At 65.4% G+C, this 22,789-nt stretch carries 19 protein-coding genes; 8 read left to right on the top strand and 11 right to left on the bottom strand.

All coding sequences use genetic code 11. From position 1 onward, the window contains the following. Positions 1-45: 45 nt before the first annotated feature. From rsgA to LOC60_RS00660, 3 genes are read right to left on the bottom strand one after another with little or no spacing between them, the layout of a single operon-like run. Complete coding sequence (rsgA, locus tag LOC60_RS00670) at positions 46-1,161, bottom strand: ribosome small subunit-dependent GTPase A (RefSeq protein WP_230020772.1); 1,116 nt, start codon at positions 1,159-1,161, stop codon at positions 46-48. Beyond that, positions 1,158-2,474, bottom strand: coding sequence for a 3-phosphoshikimate 1-carboxyvinyltransferase (gene aroA, locus LOC60_RS00665; protein WP_230020771.1), 1,317 nt, complete (start codon positions 2,472-2,474; stop codon positions 1,158-1,160). The genes rsgA and aroA overlap by 4 nt, the downstream gene beginning before the upstream one ends. A 5-nt stretch (positions 2,475-2,479) precedes the next feature. Continuing rightward, positions 2,480-3,028, bottom strand: coding sequence for a DoxX family protein (locus LOC60_RS00660; RefSeq protein ID WP_230020770.1), 549 nt, complete (start codon positions 3,026-3,028; stop codon positions 2,480-2,482). A gap of 273 nt (positions 3,029-3,301) precedes the next feature. Between LOC60_RS00660 and LOC60_RS00655 the strand changes: the two genes are divergently transcribed. Next, the gene (locus LOC60_RS00655) at positions 3,302-3,985 is read left to right on the top strand and encodes a sigma-70 family RNA polymerase sigma factor (RefSeq protein ID WP_230020769.1); all 684 of its coding nucleotides are present in this window, start codon (positions 3,302-3,304) and stop codon (positions 3,983-3,985) included. Next, complete coding sequence (gene rsrA, locus LOC60_RS00650; protein ID WP_227918317.1) at positions 3,982-4,242, top strand: mycothiol system anti-sigma-R factor; 261 nt, start codon at positions 3,982-3,984, stop codon at positions 4,240-4,242. The genes LOC60_RS00655 and rsrA overlap by 4 nt, the downstream gene beginning before the upstream one ends. Positions 4,243-4,353: 111 nt before the next feature. Here rsrA and LOC60_RS16370 read toward each other — a convergent pair whose 3' ends face one another. Next, positions 4,354-4,428, bottom strand: a complete 75-nt coding sequence (locus LOC60_RS16370) for a 50S ribosomal protein bL37 (protein WP_369299106.1) — start codon at positions 4,426-4,428, stop codon at positions 4,354-4,356. Positions 4,429-4,558: 130 nt separating this feature from the next. On the opposite strand from LOC60_RS16370, the gene LOC60_RS00645 reads away from it, so the two are divergent. Then, positions 4,559-5,524, top strand: a complete 966-nt coding sequence (locus tag LOC60_RS00645; protein ID WP_230020768.1) for a zinc-binding dehydrogenase — start codon at positions 4,559-4,561, stop codon at positions 5,522-5,524. Between the two features lie 42 nt (positions 5,525-5,566). On the opposite strand, the gene LOC60_RS00640 is transcribed toward LOC60_RS00645, so the two are convergent. The 6 genes from LOC60_RS00640 to LOC60_RS00615 all read right to left on the bottom strand — a co-directional run bounded on the left by LOC60_RS00640 (position 5,567) and on the right by LOC60_RS00615 (position 16,522). After that, positions 5,567-7,348, bottom strand: coding sequence for an ABC transporter ATP-binding protein (locus LOC60_RS00640; RefSeq protein WP_230020766.1), 1,782 nt, complete (start codon positions 7,346-7,348; stop codon positions 5,567-5,569). Beyond that, on the bottom strand, positions 7,345-8,388 hold the full coding sequence (locus tag LOC60_RS00635; protein ID WP_230020764.1) for an ABC transporter permease: 1,044 nt from the start codon (positions 8,386-8,388) through the stop codon (positions 7,345-7,347). The genes LOC60_RS00640 and LOC60_RS00635 overlap by 4 nt, the downstream gene beginning before the upstream one ends. Before the next feature lie 11 nt (positions 8,389-8,399). After that, the gene (locus LOC60_RS00630; protein ID WP_230020763.1) at positions 8,400-9,932 is read right to left on the bottom strand and encodes an ABC transporter permease; all 1,533 of its coding nucleotides are present in this window, start codon (positions 9,930-9,932) and stop codon (positions 8,400-8,402) included. Positions 9,933-10,043: 111 nt separating this feature from the next. Beyond that, on the bottom strand, positions 10,044-11,804 hold the full coding sequence (locus tag LOC60_RS00625; protein ID WP_230020762.1) for an ABC transporter family substrate-binding protein: 1,761 nt from the start codon (positions 11,802-11,804) through the stop codon (positions 10,044-10,046). Between the two features lie 248 nt (positions 11,805-12,052). Beyond that, positions 12,053-12,652, bottom strand: coding sequence for a GDSL-type esterase/lipase family protein (locus LOC60_RS00620; protein ID WP_230020761.1), 600 nt, complete (start codon positions 12,650-12,652; stop codon positions 12,053-12,055). Positions 12,653-12,715: 63 nt separating this feature from the next. After that, entirely contained in the window at positions 12,716-16,522 is a 3,807-nt protein-coding gene (locus tag LOC60_RS00615) for a multifunctional oxoglutarate decarboxylase/oxoglutarate dehydrogenase thiamine pyrophosphate-binding subunit/dihydrolipoyllysine-residue succinyltransferase subunit (protein ID WP_230020760.1), read from the bottom strand. A gap of 520 nt (positions 16,523-17,042) precedes the next feature. Here LOC60_RS00615 and LOC60_RS00610 point away from each other — a divergent pair. From LOC60_RS00610 to LOC60_RS00590, 5 genes are all read left to right on the top strand, one after another. After that, on the top strand, positions 17,043-18,431 hold the full coding sequence (locus tag LOC60_RS00610; protein ID WP_230020759.1) for a hemolysin family protein: 1,389 nt from the start codon (positions 17,043-17,045) through the stop codon (positions 18,429-18,431). Next, positions 18,428-19,495 carry a hemolysin family protein gene (locus tag LOC60_RS00605; protein WP_230020756.1) on the top strand — a complete coding sequence of 356 codons (1,068 nt, stop codon included), beginning with the start codon at positions 18,428-18,430 and terminating at the stop codon, positions 19,493-19,495. Before LOC60_RS00610 ends, LOC60_RS00605 begins: the two co-directional genes overlap by 4 nt. A 105-nt stretch (positions 19,496-19,600) precedes the next feature. Further along, positions 19,601-20,572, top strand: a complete 972-nt coding sequence (locus tag LOC60_RS00600; RefSeq protein ID WP_230020753.1) for a metal ABC transporter solute-binding protein, Zn/Mn family — start codon at positions 19,601-19,603, stop codon at positions 20,570-20,572. Continuing rightward, positions 20,569-21,399: a metal ABC transporter ATP-binding protein gene (locus LOC60_RS00595; RefSeq protein WP_442860354.1), complete on the top strand. Its 831-nt coding sequence runs from the start codon at positions 20,569-20,571 to the stop codon at positions 21,397-21,399. The genes LOC60_RS00600 and LOC60_RS00595 overlap by 4 nt, the downstream gene beginning before the upstream one ends. Continuing rightward, on the top strand, positions 21,386-22,273 hold the full coding sequence (locus LOC60_RS00590; protein ID WP_230020752.1) for a metal ABC transporter permease: 888 nt from the start codon (positions 21,386-21,388) through the stop codon (positions 22,271-22,273). Before LOC60_RS00595 ends, LOC60_RS00590 begins: the two co-directional genes overlap by 14 nt. Here LOC60_RS00590 and LOC60_RS00585 read toward each other — a convergent pair. Then, a complete protein-coding gene (locus LOC60_RS00585; protein ID WP_230020751.1) occupies positions 22,270-22,701 on the bottom strand; it encodes a Fur family transcriptional regulator in 432 nt (143 codons plus the stop codon). The genes LOC60_RS00590 and LOC60_RS00585 overlap by 4 nt on opposite strands. Between the last annotated feature and the right edge of the window lie 88 nt (positions 22,702-22,789).

Genomic DNA, 22,789 nt, shown 5'->3' with positions numbered 1-22,789 from the left:
TCCTGGAAATCCACGCGGCGGGGAACGCCCGCGCTGAGGAAGGGGCTATTGTTCGCCGAGCTCCTTGGCTGAGGACTTGTTCTCCGTGCGGGTTCCGGTGCCCAGCAGCCGCCGCAGCGACGCCAGCCGCGCGGGGCCTGCAGGGCCGGCATGTCCGCCTTCCACCCACGGATCCAGGCCGCAGCCAACAGCCACGGAATCGTGCCGGCAGCCGCGCTCACAGTCGGCGGTGCCCGGCTCCAGGTCCGGGAAGGCCTGCAGGATCCTGTCCGGGTCCACATGGGCCAGGCCGAAGGAGCGGATGCCCGGGGTGTCGATGATCCAGCTGCCGGCCGGTGAATCGCTCAAGCGCAGCGCCAGGGCCGAGGAGGACGTATGCCTGCCGCGCCCGGTCACGGCATTGACTCCGCCGGTGGCGCGCGCCGAGCCCGTGAGGGCATTGACCAGGGTGGACTTGCCGACGCCCGAGGGCCCCACCAGTACGCTGACGTTGCCCTTCAGCACCTCGTGCAGGGCTTCGACGGCGGTGCCCTGCAGCCGCGCGGAAAGGCCGTCGTCGGAGCGGGCATCGATACCGGAGGCATCAGCTGCCGCAGTGCGGCTGATGATGACGTCCATGTCCAGGTGTTCGTAGTTCGCCAGCAGCTCGGCGGGGTCCTTGATGTCTGCCTTGGTGATGCACAGGACGGGGGAGATCCCGGCGTCGTATGCGGCGACGAGGGCGCGGTCGATGAAACCGGTCCTGGGTTCCGGGTTGGCGGCGGCCACCACGATGACCAGCTGGTCGGCGTTGGCCACGACCACGCGTTCCACCGGATCGGTGTCGTCGGCGCTGCGCCGCAGCAGGGTCCGGCGTTCCTCGACGCGGACCAGTCGGGCCAGGGTGTCGGGGGCGCCGCTTACATCGCCGACCAGGGCCACCAGGTCCCCGGCCACCACCGGGGTGCGCCGCAGCTCCCGGGCACGGGCGGCAATGACGGTGCGTTCGTTGGCGGTGTCTTCATCCACTACGGCCGTATAGCGGCCGCGGTCCACGGTGATGATCCGCCCGATGACGGCGTCGTCGTGGGCCGGGCGGTCCTTGGTGCGGGGGCGGGAGCCTTTTTTGTTCGGGCGGACCCGGACATCGGATTCGTCCCAGCCGCTGGTGCTGCGTGTCATGCTTCCGCCGTTCGGGTCAGCTGCTGCCAGAGTTCGGGGAACTGCGGCAGGGTCTTGGCTGTTGTGGAGATATCGCGCACGACGACGCCGGGTACGGCCAGGCCGATCAGGGCACCGGCAGTCGCCATCCGGTGGTCGGCATAGGTTTCCCAGGTGCCGCCGTGCAGCGCCGCCGGCCGGATGACCAGGCCGTCTGCAGTTTCTTCCGCGTCTCCGCCGAGCCGGTTAATTTCCGTGGCCAGTGCGGCCAGCCGGTCCGTCTCGTGGCCGCGCAGGTGGGCAATCCCGGTCAGGCGGGACGGTGAATTCCCCAGGGCGCAAATGGCGGCAACCGTGGGAGCAAGTTCGCTGGTATCCGCCAGATCGGCGCCGGTTATGCGGCCGGTTCCGGTGACGGTGAGGGTGCCGTCCGCCAGTTCCACGGCCGCGCCGAGGGCCGGGAGGATGCTCCGCCACTTGTCTCCCACCTGGGTGGTGGCGGCGGGCCAGCCGGTCACTCGTACGGTCCCGCCTGTTACGAGCGCCGCGGCGAGGAAGGGGCCGGCATTGGACAGGTCCGGTTCAACCGCGGTGTCAAAGGCGGCAATGGGGCCCGGGGCCACCCGCCATTCATTGGGGACGGAGTCGTCAACATCCACTCCGACGCCGCGCAGTACAGCGACCGTCATGGCGACGTGGTCGGGGCTGGGCAGCGTGCTGCCGCGGTGGACCAGGTGCAGGCCCGCGTCGAAGCGCGGAGCGGCAAGCAGCAGGGCCGAGACGAACTGCGAGGAGGCAGCGGCGTCGATCTCCAGGCGCCCGCCGGCGACGCGGCCGGAGCCGGTGACGGTGAAGGGCAGGGAACCGGCGCCGTCGTCGTCCACCTGCACGCCGAGGGAGCGTAGAGCCTCAATCATGGCGGACATGGGCCGGCTGCGGGCGTGCGGATCGCCGTCGAATCCGGTGGTGCCGCCGGCGAGGGCAGCCAGCGGCGGCACGAAACGCATCACCGTCCCGGCCAGGCCGCAGTCAACTCTCCGCACACCGGGGGCGGCGGCCGGGATCGGGTCGATCAGCAGGTCCGGCCCGAAGGGGCCGTCGCCGGGGACCTCCGTAATGGTTGCTCCGAGGGAGCGCAGGGCGGAGACCATAAGCTCCGAATCCCGCGAATGCAGGGGTGCCCGCAGCCGTGACCTGCCGTCCGCCAGGGCGGCAAGGACCAGGTATCGGTTGGTCAGTGACTTCGATCCCGGCACGGTGACTGTTGCGTCCACGGGCGAGGTGACGAAGGGTGCCGGCCAAGTCGCCGGCACCCCGGCATTCGGAGCACTCATTGCTGCTAGGAACCGACGATGTCCGAAGCGGCGTTGGACACTGCCTTGAGCTGCTTGCGCGTGCCCTTGGAGACCGACTTCGACACCGCACGGGTCTTGCGGCCCGTGTCCGAAGCCAGGTGGCCGGCACGCCAGGCCAGGCCCGGGCGGCCGTTGGTGTCGACTGCGGCGAGCAGGACGCCGCCGATGAGGGAGAGGTTCTTGAGCAGCTGGTTGCGCCGTTCCTTGCGCTCGGCAGCGGTCGACGCCTCGGCGTTGCGGTATTCGACCACGGAGTTCAGGGCGGCGGTGCCGGCCAGCAGCAGGGATGCCAGGCGGGCGAACTTGCCCATGCCGAGCATCGAGGCGGCGCCAACCTGCGTGTAGCCGACAACCTTGGCTACGAGGGCGGGGTTGGAAGTGAATGCTGCGGCGGAAGGAACGGTGCTGCCGATCTTCTTCAGCGTGGGGGTGAGCTGTTCAGCGGTCTGGTCAGCATTCCGAAGGCGCTCGACGCCTACGGCGACGAAACCGGTGGCGAGCAGCGGGCGGGCAATCAAACGGACTATCGACATAAGTGCCTCCTGGGAAATCCATCAGTTACGCGTACAAAACGACATGTGGTGCTGCTTCCACCTTAGTCTGGCATTCTGCGGCGCCCGCACACCGTCCGCACCGCGTCAGGGAATAGAGCGCAGGGCGGCGTCGTTGCAAGGGGTATCAGGATGTGCTTTGTCGACAGTCAGGAGAAATGCATCGTGCCAGCCGCCACGCTGATTACAGCGCGGAATGTCCGCGGGCCGAAGCTACAAGTGCGGGTTCCCGCCCGCACCGTAGACTGGGAGGTGATGAGAACTGATGCGCCGGAAGGCAGCCCCCACGTGGAAGACTTCGAGCTCGATGTTGCCACCGAAACGGATGAGGCACGCAAGCTTCGCTTTGAGCAGGACGCCATGCAGTATGTGGACCAGCTCTACTCAGCGGCCATGCGCATGGCGCGCAATCCCTCCGACGCCGAGGACCTGGTGCAGGAGGCCTACACCAAGGCATTCTCCGCTTTTCACCAGTACCGGCCGGGGACCAACCTCAAGGCCTGGCTGTACCGGATCCTGACCAACACGTATATCAACCTCTATCGGAAGCGGCAGCGGGAGCCCCTGCAGGCCAACTCCGACGGTGTTGAGGACTGGCAGCTGGCCCGCGCGGCGGAACACAGCTCAACCGGGCTCCGGTCCGCGGAGGCGGTTGCGCTGGACCACCTGCCGGATTCCGATGTCAAGGACGCGCTGCAGTCCATTCCGGAGGAGTTCCGGCTCGCCGTGTACTTCTCCGATGTGGAGGGGTTCGCGTACAAGGAAATTTCAGAAATCATGAATACGCCGATCGGCACCGTGATGTCGCGGTTGCACCGCGGGCGCAAGATGCTGCGCGAGCTCCTGGCGGAGTACGCACATGAACGCGGTATCAAGGGCAAAATGTCCGCAGCCGAAGCCGCCGGCGCATCAACCAAGAAACAGGGGAATGAGCTATGAGCGATTGCCAGAGCCTGGGCGATTGCGACGACGCCCGCATCGAACGGCTGTACGAGTACCTGGACGGCGCCCTTTCCCATGAGGACCTCGTGGAAATCAAGGAGCACCTCGACGGCTGTCCCGAGTGCGCACAGGAACATGACCTGGAGTGCGTTATCCGGTCGGTCGTAAAACGCTCCTGCACCGAGGCGGCGCCTGAGACGCTGAAGGCCAGCATCCTCACGCGCATCAGCCAGATCCAGACGGCGGACCACTAGCATTCGGTGTGCGGCGTAACGGCCGCAGACGCAAAAAGAACCCCCGGCACCAATTGGTTCCGGGGGTTCTTTTTGCCTGACCAACTGGTCACGCGGCTACCAAAGCTCTGCTTAGGTGTTGGGACGCTTACCGTGGTTAGCGCCGCCGCGCTTACGGTCACGACGCTTGCGTGCACGCTTGCTCATAGCTGCCTCCTTTGATTCGAAAAGTTCTGCCCTCCAGTGTCCCACATGCCTCACGTGCACGCCTAACGCGTGCCCGGCGGCCGGACCTTCGGTCCCCTAGGATGGGAACACCCAACCGAAGGAGTCCCGGATGCGCGCCGTGTATGCACAGACCCAGTCCGCCGAAGATCCGATCAGCGGCCTGCGGGTCGGGAATTTCGAACTGCCGCAGCCGCCGGAGGGATTCCGGCGGGTCCGCGTCCGGGCGTCCGCGCTGAACCATCACGATCTATGGTCCCTGCAGGGTGTGGGCCTGCCGGCCGACCGGCTGCCGATGGTCCTGGGCTGCGACGCGGCGGGGATCGACGACGACGGCAACGAGGTCATCGTCCACGCGGTCCTGTCCACCCCGGGCTGGGAGGGCGACGAGACCCTTGACCCGAAGCGAGGCCTGCTCTCGGAGAGGTATCCGGGCGCGATGGCGGATGAGGTCTGGGTACCGGCCCGGAACCTGGTGCCCAAGCCGGCCGAGCTGAGCTTTGAGGAGGCTGCCTGCCTGCCGACGGCGTGGCTCACCGCGTACCGCATGCTGTTTACCGTCAATCCGGCTGCCCCGGGCTCCACCATCCTCGTCCAGGGCGCCGGCGGGGGAGTGGCGACCGCGTTGATCAGCCTCGCCTCGGCGGCCGGTTTCAGGGTCTGGGCCGCCAGCCGGAGCGAGGCCAAGCGGCAGCATGCCCTGCGCCTCGGAGCCGAGCAGGTGTTCGACGCCGGTGCCCGGCTCCCGGAGCGGGTGGACACGGTGTTCGATTCGGTTGGAGAGGCAACCTGGGCCCATTCGCTGAAGTCGCTTAAGCCGGGCGGCGCACTGGTGACCTGCGGAGCTACCAGCGGACCGAACCCTCCCGCGGACCTGAACCGGATCTTCTTCCTCCAGCTGAAAGTCCTGGGCTCCACCATGGGCACCCGGGCGGAGCTGCAGCGGCTGCTCGCATTCCTGGTCTCCACCGGTGTCCGCCCGGAAATCGATTCGGTACTCCCGCTGGAAGATGCCGAAAAGGGCTTCCGCAAAATGCACGACGGCGACGTCGTGGGGAAGATTGTCTTCCGCCACTGACGCCGCCGCCGCGGTTCTGTCCTGCCGTTTATTCGGTGCTGTCTACTCGCTGCCGGCCGCGAGCAGTGCGTTGCGCTGCTCGCGGCGGTAGGCCTGCTCGGCCGGGTCCGGGACCGGCGCCGCTGCCAGGAGGCGGCGGGTGTACGGATCCTGCGGGTACCTCAGGACCTGCTCCGTGGATCCCTGCTCAACCATGCGGCCCTTGTTCAGCACCGCAATGTGGCTGGCGAGGATTTCCACCACGGCCAGGTCGTGGCTGACGAACAGGCAGGCGAAGCCGTACTCCTGCTGCAGGTCCTGCAGCAGTGCCAGGACGCGCGCCTGGACAGACACGTCCAGGGCCGAGGTCGGCTCATCCGCCACAAGCAGGGACGGCCGCAGCGAGAGCGCCCGGGCAATGCCCACACGCTGGCGCTGGCCGCCGGAGAGCTCGTGCGGATACCGGTTGCGGAAGCTCTTGGGCAGCTGGACGTCGTCCAGCAGGCCGGCCACCCGGTTATCCAGTTCGGCCTTGGACAGCTTCTCGTGCAGGAACAGCGGTTCGCCGATGCTTTCACCGATGGACATACGCGGATTCAGCGACGCCGCCGGGTCCTGGAAAACAATGGCGAACTTCCGCCGCAGCGGGCGCATCTTCTTCGGTGACAGGCCGGCAATGTCGGTCCCGTTGATCCGGACGCTGCCCTCGGCCACCGGCAGCAGGCCGGTGACCGCCCGCCCGATGGTGGACTTGCCGGAGCCGGATTCACCTACCAGCCCCATGACCTCGCCGGGCATGATGGTGAACGATACATCGGAGACGGCACGGAATGCCGGCTGGCGGAACCGTCCCGGATACTCGATGGCCACGTTCTCCAGCTGCAGGGCGGGCGTCTGCGACGACGTCGGCTCGGCTACTTCCTCCGAGGCCTCCATGATCGCCCGGGGCGCCTCGGTGATCTGCAGTGAGCCGTCGTCCTCCACCTCGACCGCGGCAAGCACTCCGCCCACCTTTGAACCCAGGTGGGGTACGGCGTCGAGCAGTGCCCGCGTGTAGTCCTGCTGCGGGGCACCGAAGAGATCCACCACGGCGGCGGCTTCGACAATCCGGCCGTTCTGCATAACCACCACGTTGTCGGCCAGGTCCGCCACCACGCCCATGTCATGGGTGATGAGCAGGATGGCACTGTTCAGGCGCTTGTTGAGCTTGCGCAGCAGCTCGAGCACTTCCGCCTGCACGGTGACGTCCAGGGCGGTGGTGGGTTCGTCGGCGATGAGCAGGATCGGATCATTGGCGATGGCAATGGCGATCATGGCCCGCTGGCGCTGCCCGCCGGAGAACTGGTGCGGGTAGCTGCCGTAGCGGGTCTCCGGGTCCGGAATCTCCACCATGCGCAGCAGCTCGATGGCCCTTGCCTTGGCCTCGGCAGGTGAGGCATCGGAGTGCTGTTCGATGATTTCCTTCACCTGTTCACCCACCGTGAGCACAGGGTTCAGGGCCGTCATGGGTTCCTGGAAGATCATGGCGATGTCATTGCCGCGGATCTTCCGCAGCGCCGACTGCGGGGCGCCGATGAGTTCCTTGCCGTGCAGCTTCGCACTGCCGGTGGACCGCCCGTTGCCGGGCAGCAGGCCGAGCAGCGCCATGGAGGACATGCTCTTGCCGGAGCCGGACTCGCCGACGATTGCCAGGATCTCCCCGGGATAAACCTTGTAGTTCACGTCTTCGGCGGCCATGACCCATTCGTTGTCGACGTTGAAATCGACGCCGAGCCCGGAGACCTCAAGGATGGGGGAACCGGTTTCCGTTGCCGGGGTGTCGCTGTATACCGGTGTGGAGGTCATTGCTTGTTCCTTGTCTGTCGGGGATCAAACGCATCCCGGAGCCCGTCGCCGATGAAGTTGACGGCGAGGGCAATGGCCACGATAAACACGCCGGGCCAGAGGAAGACCCAGGGGCGCACGGTCATGGCTGACCGGTTTTCATTGATCAGCTTGCCCAGCGAGGTGTCCGGCTCCTGCACGCCCAGGCCCAGGAAGCCGAGCGCGGTTTCGAGCAGGATGGCGCCGGAGATGGCGAGCGTGGCCGAGACGATGATGACGCCCACGGTGTTGGGCAGGATGTGCTTGAAGATGATCCGCGAGGAGCTGGCGCCCACGGACTTCGCCGCCTCCACGAACTCCTTTTCCCGGAGGGAAAGGAACTCGCCACGGACAATCCGGGCGAGGTTGGTCCAGGTGAGCATGCCCAGGAAGGCCGCGAAGACCACGATTCCGAAGTCTGCCACGATGGTGGCCAGCACGGCTGCGACCACCAGCAGGGGGATGGTGATGATGACATCGGTGAAGCGCATCAGGACGGCTTCGACCCGGCCGCGGTAATACCCGGCCAGGGCGCCGACCACGGTGCCGATGACGGTGCCTACAATGCCGACGATGAAGGCGATGATCAGGGAGATCTGTGCCCCGCGCATCGTCATGGCGAAGTAGTCCCGGCCCAGGGCATCCTGGCCGAACGGGTGGTCGCCCAGTCCGGTCCAGGACAGGGTGGGCTTACCGCCGTCGGCGGTATCCTGCACCTCGTAGAAGGTGTGCTGCCACCACCCCGGAATGTGCACCGGACCGATGTTGAAGCCGATCGAGGAGAACGCCAGCACCACGATGAACAGCAGGCTGAACAATCCGCCCATCGCGCCTTTATGCCGGAAGAAGCGTTCGCGGACCAGCTGGGACTGGCTCTTGGCCTCGGTGATTTTCGGTTCAGCCACGATGCCCCTGGATGCGGGGGCGTCCGCGGTGACGGTGCGCTGGCTCTCCAGCGTCATGGCCGTCAGCTCAGGGCTGCTTTCCTTGGGCCCGTCCGCGGAAATCTTGTTATCAGTCATTGCTCTACCAATCAGTTCAGGCTGATGCGCGGGTCGAGGAACGCATACGCGATGTCAGCCAGCATGTTGAAGGTCACCGCGGCCACGCCCGTGACAAGGAAGAACGCCATGATGACGTTGGGGTCCACGGAGTCCAGGCCGTCGGTGAACATTTTGCCCATGCCGTTCCAGCCGAACACCGATTCCGTGACCACCGCTCCGCCGAGCACTCCGGCGAAATCGAAGGCCATCAGCGTGGTGATCGGGATCATGGCGTTGCGGAACGCGTGCTTGACCACGACGGTCCGCTCGCTCAGGCCCTTGGCCCGTGCGGTGCGGATGTAATCCTGGGTCATGACATCCAGCTGGCTGGCCCGGGTGTAACGGGTGTACGTGGCAAACGAAATCAGCATGATGGCGATGGTGGGGAGCACCAGGTACAGCGCGTAGTCGAGGTTGACTTCCCAGAAGGTTCCCTCCAGGTTGGGGGTGGACGAACCGGTGGTGGGAATCGGCCGGCCCCCGGTCTTGCGGGAAAGCGACGGGTAGGCGTTCAGGAGCGAGTCCAGGAACACGATGAAACCGATCAGCAGGCCGACGACGGCGGTTAGCTGGCGGGTCTGCTTGGCATACGGCCCGCCTACGAAGTGCCCGATGGCAGCCGATACCGCAACCGTCACCAGCGCCAGGCCTGCGATGGTCAGCCAGTCGGGGTCTGCCATGATGCCCTTGGTGACCAGGTAGCCGACGAAACCGGCGGCAGCGGTGGCGAGGGCCGCGTAGACAATCCGCCGGCGCCGGAACCCGGCAAACAGGGCGGTGGCTCCGAGCGCGATGGCGAAGGCGCTGACCAGGATGCCGACGGGACCGAAGCCCGGGGTCTTGAACCAGTTGTTCAGCAGCAGGAGCAGCATCGTTGCCGAGGTCGCCACGGCTGCCACTGCGAAGACCTGGAGCCGGCGGCGGCGGTCGCCGCCGATAATAACCATCCAGATCAACCCGGCCACCAATCCCAGCAGGACTATGCCCAGATAGGACATGGTTGGATTCCCCAGCCAGGTGTTGAGGCTGATGGCGAGGTACTGCTTGAGGAGTGTGGAGAGCCAGAACAGCGGCATGGAAAAGAGGAGGAAGGCAACGAAAGTGATCGAGTAGTCGAAGACGCTGTACTGCCGCAGCGCGGTAACCACGCCGACGAGCACGCCCAGGATGATCGCGAGCACCGTTGCTACGACCACGAGGCGGAAGGTTGAACCGACGGCGGATTCCAACTGGATGATCACGGGGCTGCCCGCGCGGTCCAGGCCCAGGGTGCACTGTGCGCCGCCGGGGATGATGCAGCGGCCGATTTCCTGCAGCCAGAGCAGGTAACGGACGTAGATCGGCTCGTCCAGGTGCAGGGCCTCGGTACGGGCGGCTATGCGGGATTCCTTGTCTTCGGTCCGCAGTTCCGCGAGGTCATGGAAGGGATCGCCGGAATTGACGGCCAGGACAAACATGAGTGCCGTGGCGGCCAGGAGGATAAAGAACGAAGAGACCGCTCTTTTGAGGATGAAGTAGAACACCGTGGGGCTCCTTGGGGTGGGACTAAAGAACGCCGCGGACATAAGCAGGGGGATGGGCAGACTTTGTGTCTGCCCATCCCCGCTTAGGCTGCGGCTAGCGTGGTGCTGCGGCTAGAGCTGCTTTGTCCACTTGTAGGCATTCCAGGTGATGCCGTTCTGGCTCGGGTTCAATTCCACGTTCTCCAGCTTGGAGGAGTGTGCAACCACACCGGAGTTGGCGTAGAGAACCACGTTGTAGACCTCGGCGGCAAGGATTTCCTCTGCCTTGGTCTTCAGTTCCTTGACCTCTTCTTCGTCAGTGGAGCTCGCAATCTTCTCCCAGATTTCGTCGAGTTCCGCGTTGGCGAACTTGCCGTAGTTCTGCTCGCCGTCCGAGACGTAGATGGACTGTGCGCTGGCGGCCAGGCCGGAACCGGCCCAGGCGAACAGGATGGCGTCCCAGGCTCCGGGCTCAGCGAGCTTGGCGCTCCACTTGGGGTCCGGGGTGGGAACAATGTTGAAGCCGGCCTGGTCGCAGGAGGTCTTGATCAGGGTGACGATGTCGGCGCGCAGCTGGCTCGTGGACGCGAACATCAGGCGGACCGATACGGGTTCGGTCTTGCCGGCATCGGCGAGCAGCTTCTTGGCGCCCTCGATGTCCACTTCGTCGTAGTCGCTGGCGGACGGTGCGCCCTTGAGGACCTCTTCGTAGTCTTCCTGGCCGGGCTGGTATTCGCGCAGGTTGTCCACGGTGGCGTTCTCGTCGATGGGCTTGGCGAACTTCTCGACAATGTCCTCGCGGGGTACGCACTTGGCGAAGGCCTGGCGTACTTCCAGTTCCTTGAACACGCCGCTCTCGGACTGGTCCAGGTCAATGTGGCTGAAGGTCAGTTCCGGGCCGGTGAGCATTTCGACGGATTCGCCGATGTTCTGGATGGCTGTCTTGGTGTCAACCGTGGGGCCGGAGGGCTCGATGATATCGACCTCGCCGTTCTCCAGGGCCTGGACAGCTTCGGTGTCTTCGATGGCCTTGAAGACGATGGTTTCCGTCTTTCCCTTACGCTCTTCGCCCCAGTAGTTCTCGTTGCGCTTGAGGGTCAGGGAGCCGTCGGTGGCGTTGTCGAGCACGTACGGGCCCGAGGACGGGATCAATGCCGCATCCGGGAGGGTGGTGAGGCCGGCCTCGTAGTTCCACCCGGTGTTCCAGAATTCGGCCATCGGCGTCAGCGCCGCAATGTCCTTGGCCTGGATGGCCTTGATCAGTTCTTCACCGTTGTTTTCGGTGCTCATGCCGCCCTGTTCGGCAGCAACGTGGGCAGGCATGATCGGGCCGATCATCATGGCTTCCCAGTCCGCGTACGGAGTCTCGAAGACAATGTCGAACTCCTTGTCGCCGGCTTCGCCCTCAATCATCTTGGTCTGCGAGAAACCGTTGGTGGAGGACGGCTGGAAGATGTTCTCGTCCTCGGAGGGTCCTACCTGGCCGGAGAAGGCCGCCCAGTTGAGCAGCACGTCATCGAAGTCAATGGGGGTGCCGTCGGACCACTTGGCGTCCTCATTGATCTCGTAGTGCACTGTCAGCGGATCATCGCTGGTCTTTTCGAAGGTTCCGAACTCTTCATCGTGGATGACACCGTTGGGGCTGTACTCAACAAAGTTGCTGTGCACCAGGTTGTCCACGTAGCTGTTGAACGAGCTGTTGGTGTTGGCGGTGCTCGAGTTGTAGGCGTCGGGTGCCTGGCTGATGGCGATGTTGATGGTGGAAGCGATGTTCTCGGTAGTTGCCTCCGAGGTCTCTTCGCTTTCGTTTCCGCCCCCGGCGGAGCCGCAGGCGCCCAGGAACAGGGCCCCCACGGAGAGTGCGGCAAGAGCTGCCGTGCGCTTAGTACGCATCTGTAGTCCTAACTGGTGATGAGGAGTCAGGAACCACCAATGATGGCCCCCCAAAGCGGCCGTGACGGCCGCCGCATGTGGAGAAACACTAACCAGAAATTGTTTCCACTGTGAGACAAGTTACACGTCGTTAACCGATCGTTATGACCGCCACGTTGTTTTTCCGCGGAAATCCGTGCAGGCACACGCAAAAACCCTCCCGGCAATGCCGGGAGGGTTTTTGCAAACGTCCGTTTATTACGGAGGTTTCAGTTCATATCGGGCAGGTCGAGCCACTGGTACCAGCCGCGGTGCAGCACCAGCCAGGCCATCAGGCCGTAGCCGGCCTGGCCCGGCGTTCCGCCGTTGGCGGCCAGGTCCGTGCGCCACTGTTCGTGGTTCAGCAGCGGATTGAGGGTATCCACGTACACGTGCTTGCGCCGTGTGGTCACGTCCCCGAAGGCAGCGGAGAGATCCGCGAGCTTCCGGTTCCGTTCCGGGTCGAGCCCGGGAGGGGGACCCACCACAAAGACCTTGATGCTCATCTGCGCGGCGCCGTCGAGGATATTCGCCAGGTTCAGGCGGCTTCGCGCCGTCGTCAGTTCCAGGTCAAGGTCCCGGTCCGACAGTCCGATCACCAGACGGTTCTCGCATCCGTCTTCGAACCGGCGTCCGGCTTCCGGAAGCCACCGGTTGGCCAGCGCCTCGGTGCCCTCGTTGGGTGCGGCCAGGCTGTACGCCTGGAGGTTGACGTTCTCGGGCGATGTCCGGGCCAGGACGCGTCCCAGCCAGCCGAGTGCGCGCGGATCCCCGTGTCCGGCGAGCAGCTCATCACCTACAGCAGCAAGCCGAATTCTGCGTTGTTCCACTAGTCACCTTCTCGAATCAAAAAAACAGGGTGGGACGCCGAAGCGCCCCACCCCAAACCTAGCCTACTGACGTTCGAAGGCCTTCTTCACAAGGATGTCCTGCTCCACTGCGTGGCGCTTGGCAGAGCCCGTAGCGGTGGAGGCCGACGCCGGGCGTGAGACCAGGCGCAGGCGGCTGTCCAGGTACTGGGGCAGGTTAAGGCCGATGAAGGGCCACGGTCCCTGGTTCGCCGGCTCGTCCTGGGCCCAGACAAGGTCCGCATTGGGGTACTTGCCCACGGCGGCACGGATCTCCTCGACGGGAAGCGGGTAGAGCTGCTCCACGCGGACGATGGCCGTCTTGTCGTCGCCGGTCTTCTGGCGGTTGGCCAGCAGATCGTAGTACAGGCGGCCCGACACCAGCAGTACACGCTCGACGGCGTTCGCATCCAGTTCGGCGTGTTCGCCGATGACCGGCTGGAATTCGCCGTGCGTGAACTCCTCCACCGAGGTTGCCGCTGCCTTCAGGCGCAGCAGCTGCTTCGGAGTGAAGACCACCAGCGGCTTGCGCGGACGGCTGTACGCCTGGCGCCGCAGCAGGTGGAAGTGCGAGGCACCCGTGGTCGGGTTGGCAACAATCATGTTGTCCTCGGCACACATCTGCAGGAAGCGCTCGATCCGTGCCGAGGAGTGGTCCGGCCCCTGGCCCTCGTAGCCGTGCGGAAGCATCAGCACCAGCGAGGAACGCTGGCCCCACTTCTGCTCGGCCGAAGAGATGAACTCGTCAATGATGGTCTGGGCACCGTTGACGAAGTCGCCGAACTGGGCTTCCCAAAGCACGAGGGCGTCCGGGCGTTCCACCGAGTAGCCGTATTCGAAGCCCATGGCCGCGAATTCGGAGAGCAGGGAATCATAGATCCACAGCTTTGCCTGGTTCGGGTCAAGTTCCGCCAGCGGCATCCACTCTTCGCCCGTCGCACGGTCGTGGAAGACCGCATGGCGCTGGGTGAACGTTCCACGGCGGGAATCCTGACCGGCGAGGCGTACGGGGACGCCTTCCATCACCAGCGAACCGAAGGCGGCGATTTCGGCAAAGCCCCAGTCGATGTTGCCTTCACGGGACATCTGGTCCCGCTTTTCCAGCAGGGACTTCAGCTTCGGATGGACCGTGAAGCCCTCGGGAACGGCCACATGGGCCTTGCCGATGTGCGCCAGGACCTCGGCGGAAACCGCAGTGCTTGCCGGCTTGATGATCGTGGTGCCTTCCTGCTGGGCAGCAGGACGTTCCAGATCGGAAACCGCTTCGGAATCCTTGGTGATCACCGGGATGGGCGAGGTCTGGGCGGCGTGCGTCTCGGCGAAGACCCGCTCGAGGCGGCCCTGGTAGTCGCGCAGCGCCTGCTCCGCCTCATCCTGGCTGATGTCGCCGCGTCCGATCAGGGACTCGGTGTACAGCTTGCGGACGGAGCGCTTGGCTTCGATCAGGCTGTACATCATCGGCTGGGTCATCGAAGGGTCATCGCCTTCGTTGTGGCCGCGGCGGCGGTAGCAGACCATGTCGATGACAACGTCCTTGTGGAAGCGCTGACGGTACTCGTAGGCCAGCTGGCCAACGCGTACAACTGCTTCGGGATCGTCTCCGTTGACATGGAAGATAGGTGCCTGGACCATCTTCGCGACGTCGGTGGAATAAACCGAGGAACGCGAGGACGTGGGCGATGTCGTGAAGCCCACCTGGTTGTTGACCACTATGTGGATGGTGCCGCCGGTGCGGTAGCCGCGCAGCTGGGAGAGGTTGAGCGTTTCCGCAACCACGCCCTGGCCGGCAAACGCGGCATCGCCGTGCACGAGGATCGGCAGCACCGGGAACTCATCACCCTTGTCCAGGCGGTCCTGCTTGGCGCGGACAATGCCTTCCAGCACGGAGTCGCCGGCTTCGAGGTGGGACGGGTTCGCCGCAAGGTAGACCTTGGTCTGCTTCCCGTTGTCCGACGTGAAGGTCCCTTCGGTGCCGAGGTGGTACTTCACGTCGCCGGAGCCCTGCACGCTGCGCGGGTCCTGGGTGCCTTCGAATTCGCGGAAGACCTGGGCATAGGTCTTGCCGGCAATGTTCGTCAGGACGTTGAGGCGGCCGCGGTGGGCCATGCCGATGCCGACTTCCTCGAGGCCGTCTTCGGCGGCTCCGGAAATCACGGCGTCCAGCAGCGGAATCAGGGATTCCCCGCCCTCGAGGGAGAAGCGCTTCTGCCCGACGAACTTCGTCTGGAGGAACGTCTCGAAGGCCTCGGCAGCGTTGAGCTTGCTGAGGATGCGCAGCTGTTCCTCGCGGGTGGGCTTGGTGTACTTCGTTTCCAGGCGGTCCTGGAACCAATGGCGCTCTTCCGGATCCTGGATGTGCATGTACTCAATACCCGCGGTGCGGCAGTACGCGTCCCGCAGCACCCCGAGGATTTTGCGGAGCTTGAGCATCGGCTTGCCGCCGAAGCCGCCCGTGGGCCACTCCCGGTCCAGGTCCCACAGCGTCAGGCCGTGGTTGAGGATGTCCAGGTCGGCATGCCGGCGCTGCACGTATTCCAGCGGATTCGTGTCCGCCATCAGGTGGCCGCGGACCCGGTACGCGTGGATCAGCTGCTGGATGCGGGCAACCTTGTTGATCTGCTCATCCGGGTTGACCTGGATGTCCGGGCTCCAGCGGACAGGCTCGTACGGGATGCGCAGGGATTCGAAGATCTCGTCGTAGAAGTTCTGCTCACCCAGCAGCAGCTGGTGGATGATGCGCAGGAACTCGCCGCTGCCGGCACCCTGGATGACACGGTGGTCATAAGTGGAGGTCAGGGTGATGATCTTGCTGATGGCGTTTTGGGCCAGGATCTTCTCGTTGGCACCCTGGAATTCGGCCGGGTACTCGAGGGCACCGGCGCCGATGATGGCGGCCTGGCCCTTGGAGAGGCGGGGCACCGAGTGTACGGTGCCGATGCCGCCGGGGTTCGTCAGGGAGATGGTGGTGCCGCGGTAGTCGTCCGCGCCGAGCTTGCCGTTGCGGGCACGCTTGACCAGGTCTTCGTAGGCGTGCCAGAACTCCGAGAAGTTCAGCGTTTCGGCCTTCTTGATGTTCGGCACCACCAGCAGGCGGGTGCCGTCCGGCTTGGGCATATCAATTGCCAGGCCAAAGTTCACGTGTGCGGGCTGGACGGCAACGGGCTTGCCGTCCACTTCGTCGTAATGCACGTTCATCGACGGGAACTGGGCAGCGGCGCGGATGATGGCGTAGCCCAGCAGATGGGTGAAGGAAATCTTGCCGCCGCGGGCACGCTCCAAGTGGCTGTTGATGACAATCCGGTTGTCGATCAGCAGCTTGGCCGGGATTGCGCGCACGGTGGTTGCCGTGGGGACGCTCAGGCTGAGGTCCATGTTCGTGGCAATGGCCTTGGCCGGACCGCGCAGGACGGTGACCTTGTCCTCTTCCGCAGCCGCATCGCTGGGCTGGGTCCTGGGCAGCTGTGCGGGAATGGGGGCCGCCTTGGGCTCGGCCTTGGCTTCGCTTTTCGGAGCCTCGGCCTTCGCCGGTTCCTTGGCTACCGGAGGCTTGCCCGACTGCTGCGTTGCAGCGGGCGATTCGCCTGATGCCTTGGGTGCATTCGGCGCGGTGGTTTCGGCTTTCACCACCGGCAGCTCGCGCGTGGCGGGCTGGGCGTCATCGGAGGAGCCTGCGGCTTTTCCGTTGGAGCCGTTGCCGGACTGGGAGTCTTCAGCCTTGAAGGATTCGAAGATGCTCCACCACTTTTTGTCAACGGAGTCCTTATTCGACAAATACTGCTCGTACAGTTCATCGACAAGCCACTCGTTGCCGCCGAATTCCTCCGGCAGGCGGTGGTTGGATTGGTCTGGCACTAGATATACGCCTCTTCCATGAGTTGCCGTTTGCCCTGATGGCACCATGTTCTGACGCTTCCGCTTCAAGTACTGGTGCGGCCCGGTGCGCAGTGACCGAGACTTCATGCCAGTCTAGTGACATAGTCGAAGATGTGGCCAATCCCGCATCACTTGATGAAGTTTCGACGGCGGAAGGGCGGCGGTAGGGCGGCGGCAGTGCGGGCGGCAGTGCGGGGGCGCAGGGTGGCCCGGTCGGCCCGGCGCCGGGCCTGTGGCGGGCCGGGACCAAACCTGTAAACTGGAGTTTCTATGGACAGTTTCTCTAGGCGCCGGCCTGCGTCACGGACTGCGGTTGCCGCAGCTCCGGCGCCCCGAGCCGGCAACGCCCGCACACCTGCCGCCCAGCATCCGCCTGCCGCTTCATCGGAGCCTTCCAGTCCGGCTGCAGCCGACCACCCTCCGTCTGAACGTATTCGCACGGCGTCCCGTCCGCTTTATGTAGCGCAGTTTTCCGTGCCCGCGGCAGGGGAGTGCTGACATGGAGTGGCTGTACCTCCTCTTTGGCCTGCTGCTGATTCTCGGCACCGGATTCTTCGTTGCCGTGGAGTTTGCCCTGGTGGCACTGGACCAGCCGTCCGTCCGCCGGGCGGTGGATGACGGCGACAAAGCGGCCGAACCGCTGCTGCGCTGCCTGACCACCCTCTCCACCCAGCTTTCCAGCTGCCAGCTGGGCATCACCCTGACCACCCTGCTGACCGGCTTCGTTATGGAGCCCTCCGTAGGGCGCCTGCTGGAGGGTCCGCTGGCATCACTGGGCCTGCCGCCCGTGGCAGTGGACTCGGTCTCGGTGACCGTGGCCATGATCCTGGCAACGTTCCTGTCCATGCTGCTGGGCGAACTGATCCCCAAGAACATGTCCATCGCCATGCCGTTCCGCATCGGCAAGGCACTGTCCAGGCCGCAGCTCGCCTTTACCGTGGTCTTCAAGCCCGCCGTGCTCCTGCTGAACGGTTTTGCCAACCGGATCCTGCACCTCTTCGGCCTCGAGGCCAAGGAAGAGGTCAGCGGAGCGCGTACCCCGTCCGAGCTTTCCTCCATGGCACGCCGGTCCGCGGAGATGGGCACCCTGGACAAGGGCACAGCGGACTTCCTGTCCCGCACCTTCTCCTTTGCGGGGCGGACCGCCGCCGATGTCATGACTCCGCGCATCCGGCTCGAAACCATCGACGCCGAGCAGCCGGTGGCCGACGTCATCGAGGCCGCACGGCGCACCGGGTACTCCCGCTTCCCCGTTCTCGGGGACTCGCCGGACGATATCCGCGGCGTCGTCCACGTCAAGAAGGCCGTAGCGGTACCCCGCAGCAGGCGGGCAACGCTGCCCGCTGCCGCGATCATGAGCGAAATCCTTCGGGTGCCGGAAACGGTCCACCTGGATTCGCTGCTTTCCGAGCTGCGCAATGCCAACCTGCAGCTCGCCGTCGTCCTCGATGAATACGGCGGAACCGCCGGCGTCGCCACCCTGGAGGACCTGGTGGAGGAAATCGTCGGCGAAGTTTCCGACGAGCATGACAAGGCCAAGCCCGGCGTGCTGCAAAGCGCATCCGGTGCCTGGTACTTCCCGGGCATCATGCGCCCGGACGAGGTCAGCGCACTGGTTCCGCTGCTGCGGATGCCCGACGAAGCCGGCTACGAAACCGTCGGCGGTTACATCATGGCGGAACTGGGGCGGATCGCCGAGGCGGGCGACCGGGTGGCAGTTCCCGGCGGCGTGCTGGAGGTGGAGCGGATGGACGGGCGGCGCATTGACCGTGTCAGCTTCTTCCCCGCCGAGGACGGCGCCGGTGCCGATCGGACAGAACACATTGAAGACGAGGACAGTTCCGGCCGGAGCACGCAGGGCCAGGCACGCAGGGAAGGCATCCGATGAGCAGCGACCTTGCGGGAATTTTCTGGCTGGTTGTCCTGCTGCTGGGCAACGCGTTCTTTGTCGGCAGCGAATTTGCCGTGATGTCCGCGCGGCGCAGCCAGATCGAGCCCTATGCCGAGGCAGGATCGAAGCGGGCCAAGACCACCCTGTGGGCCATGGAGCATGTTTCCCTGATGCTCGCGTGTGCGCAGCTGGGTATTACGGTCTGCTCCCTGCTGATCCTCTCGGTGGCCGAACCGGCAATCCACCACCTGCTTTCGGTTCCGCTGAAGGCCGTGGGCCTTCCCGTCGAAATAGCTGACGGCGCCGGGTTCCTGGTGGCGTTGCTGCTGGTGACCTTCCTGCACGTAACCATCGGCGAAATGGTGCCGAAGAACATTTCGGTGTCCGTGGCGGACCGCGCAGTGCTGCTGCTCGCCCCGCCGCTGGTTTTCATCTCCCGCCTGGTACGCCCGGTCATCGGATCGCTCAACTGGATGGCCAACCATGCCCTGCGCCTGATGGGGATTACCCCCAAGGACGAAGTCGCCTCTGCGTTCACGCTGGAGGAGATGCAGTCCATCGTGGAGGAGTCCACGAAGCACGGGACCGTGGCTGACGATTCCGGCCTGATCTCGGGCGCCCTTGAGTTCTCCGGACAGACAGCGGGAACCGTAATGGTGCCCTTGGAAGAGCTCGTGAGCCTGGGGACGGACTGCACCCCGGCGGAATTCGAGCGCGCGGTGGGCCGGACCGGTTTCTCCCGGTTTGTCCTAGTGGACGACGCCGGGAACCTCACGGGATACATGCACCTGAAGGACGTGATGTCCATCCCGCTGGAAGCCTATGAGCGGCCCATTACGGAGAACAAGGTCCGCACGCTCGCCAACCTGCGCCTCGATGACGAAATCGAGGATGCCCTGGCCGTGATGCAGCGGACGGGTTCCCACCTGGCCCGTGTGCTGGGTCCGGACGGAACCACCCGCGGCGTACTCTTCCTGGAAGACATCATCGAACAGCTCGTCGGTGAGATCAGGGACGCCACCCAGGCCCAGGGTATCCGCCGGACGGGTGAAAGCCTCTAGCTCCTACATGCGAACGATTCGCGTTTAGGTTATGCTGAAAAAGCTTCGGCGGTGCCGGGGCCCCTATCCATCGCTGCACACGCCTAACCAGGGACATCGAACCTTATGCACCGCTTGCCCGTCCGCCTGGCCGGAACCTTCCTCGCAGCAGCAGCAGTGCTTGCGCTGACCGGCTGCACCGGCGACGGGGGCGGCGGCGGTGCAGCCGAGAGCAGCGACGGCGTCGTTCGCGTGGTGGCATCCACCGACGTCTACGGCAGCATCCTTGCCGGAATCGGCGGCGACAATGTCGAGGTGACGGCGTTAATCGACCGGCCCAGCCAGGATCCCCACTCCTACGAGGCAACGGCACGGGACCGGCTGGCAGTTTCCAAGGCGGACCTCGTGGTGCTCAACGGCGGCGGCTATGACTCCTTCCTGGAGAAGCTGGCGGACGATGAAGGCATTCCGGCCGAGGACATCCTCAACGCGGTGGAGATCTCCGGGCTTGAGGACCACGCGGAACCGGAAGACAGCCACGACGCCGGGGAAGACCATCACGGCCACAGCCACGGGTCCCTGAATGAGCACGTCTGGTACAGCCCCGAGGCGATGGGCCGCCTGGCTGACGCCGCCGCCGACCGGCTCGGTGAACTGGATGCCGGTGCCGCCGGCACGTTCCGCAGCAACGCGGCGGACTTCAATGCGGGCATCGCAGAGATCAATGCTTCCCTGGCCGCCCTCCGGGAAACCGCCGGAGGACGCGACGTGGCCCTGACCGAACCGGTGCCGGATTACCTGGTGGAAGCGGCGGGGCTGCACAACGCCACGCCCGCAGACTTCACCGAGGCTGTGGAGGAAGGGGCGGATGTTCCGCCGCAGGTCCTGAAGGACATGGAGGATCTGGTGTCGGACGGCTCCATCGCCTTCCTCGGCTACAACGAACAAACCTCCACCTCCCAGACGGAGGCAGTGCGCGAGGCCGCCCTGGCCGCGGATGTCCCCGTGGTGGACTTCTCCGAAACCCTGCCCGAGGGGCAGGACTACCTGCAGTGGATGGCACAAAACACGGCGAACATGGAAAGCGTGCTGCAGTGAACCCTTCCGGACCGCCCACTCCGGTAGTGCGGCTGCGCGATGCAGGCCTGTCCTTCGGGGACCGCACCCTGTGGAAGAACCTGGACCTGGACATTAATGCCGGCGAATTCCTCGCCGTGCTTGGCCCCAACGGGTCCGGCAAAACAAGTTTCCTGAAAGTCCTGCTGGGACTGCAGCCGCTCAGCGGGGGCACCGTGACCATCAACGGCCGCAACGTGCAGCGGGGCAGCAAGGACATCGGCTACATTCCGCAGCAGAAATCGTTCAGTCCCGGCACGCCGCTGCGCGGCCGGGACCTGGTGGGGCTCGGCGTCGACGGCGACCGCTGGGGCCTTCGCCTGCGGTCAAAGCCGGTGCGCCGCCGCGTGGACCGGCTGCTTGAGCAGGTGGGCGCCACCTCCTACGCGGATGAACCCGTGGGCCGGCTTTCCGGCGGCGAGCTGCAGCGCCTGCGTGCGGCCCAGGCACTGGCCACCAATCCGGACCTGCTGCTCTGCGACGAGCCGCTGCTGTCCCTGGACCTGCACCATCAACAGGCCATCAGTTCCCTGATCGAGCGGCGCTGCCACGACGACGGCGCCGCCGTCGTCTTCGTGACCCACGAAATCAATCCGGTCATCGAGTATGTGGACCGCGTGCTGTACCTGGCCGGCGGGCAGTTCCGCACCGGCACCCCCGCCGAAGTCCTGCGCAGCGATGTGCTCTCGGAAATGTACGGCAGCCGCGTGGAAGTCCTGCGCAGCCACGGCCGGATAGTGGTCCTGGGCATTCCGGACGCCACCACCCACCACCACGGAGAAAGCGAGGGGGACCTTGGACCTGCGTAGTTTCTTCGATGCGGTTTTTGATTTCAGCGACTACGGCGAACTGCTTCCGCTGGTCAGCAATTCCATCTGGGCCGCCGCCATCCTTGGGCTGGTCGGCGGGCTGATCGGCACCTTCGTGCTGATGCGGGACCTGGCCTTCGCCGTGCACGGCATCGCCGAGCTTTCCTTCGCCGGGGCGTCCTTCGCCCTGCTCATCGGCGTGAACGTAGTGGTCGGGTCTCTGGCCGGATCAGTGGCGGCGGCCGTCCTGCTGGCGGTGATGGGCCTGCGGGCCCGGGACCGGAACTCGATCATCGGCGTCATCATGCCCTTCGGGCTGGGCCTTGGCATTCTGTTCCTCGGCCTCTACGAGGGGCGCTCCGCCAACAAGTTCGGGCTGCTGACCGGCCAGATCGTCGCGGTGGACACCGTGCAGCTGAACCTGCTTGCCGGCGTGGCCGCCGTCGTCGTCGCGGCCCTGCTGTTCATCTGGCGTCCGCTGACCTTCGCCAGTGCCGACCCGGACCTGGCCGAGGCACGCGGCGTGCCGGTACGGATGCTGTCCATTGTCTTTATGTTCCTGCTGGGCCTTGCCGTTGCCCTGTCCATCCAGGTGGTGGGAGCGCTGCTGGTGCTCTCGCTGCTGATCACTCCGGCGGCAGCAGCCCTGCTCGTGACCTCCTCGCCGCGCCTGGTGGTGTTCCTGAGCGTGGCCTTCGCGCTGGCCTCCTCGGTGGGCGGCATCCTGCTGGCGCTGGGCGGCCGGATTCCGATCAGCCCGTACGTCACTACGGTGTCCTTTGCGATCTATCTGGTTTGCCGGATCATCCGGCGCATGCGCGGCGGGCACCGGCGCCGGGGGCTGAGCGCAAACACGGCTACGGCTGCCGCCTAGCCTTTACGGGCACTGCACTCCGGGCAGAGGCCGAAGACCTCAACGGTGTGCGCCACCTCGGTGAAGCCGTGCCTGGCCCCGAGGCCGGCGGCCCAGCTCTCCACCGCGGGTGCCTCCACTTCCACGGCCTTGCCGCATTCCCGGCAGACCAGGTGATGGTGGTGATGCCCGACGGCGCACCGCCGGTAAAGCGCCTCGCCGTCGCCGCCCCGCAGCACGTCCACGAGGTTTTCGTCCGCCATGGACTGCAGGACCCGGTAGGTGGTGGCCAGGGAGACCCGCTCGCCGCGGTCCTGCAGCAGCCGGAAGAGGTCCTGGGTGCTGACGAAGTCATCGAGTTCATCCAGGGTGCGGCCCACGGCCAGGCGTTGCCGGGTCACGCGCTGCTCGGGTCCTCGCCTGGACGTCCGGGATGTCTCGGATGACACGGATGTTCCTCCAGCGGGTGGGACGGGCAGGATGAATGGAACCCTAAGATTATCAGCAGCACCGTACGCCCGTCCTGCACGGCCGGAC

The organism is Arthrobacter sp. zg-Y769, from assembly GCF_020907405.1.
In the GTDB taxonomy this organism is placed as follows: domain Bacteria; phylum Actinomycetota; class Actinomycetes; order Actinomycetales; family Micrococcaceae; genus Arthrobacter_B.
The sequence above is the reverse complement of the archived record's forward strand: the minus strand, read 5'-3'. Positions and strand labels throughout refer to the sequence as shown.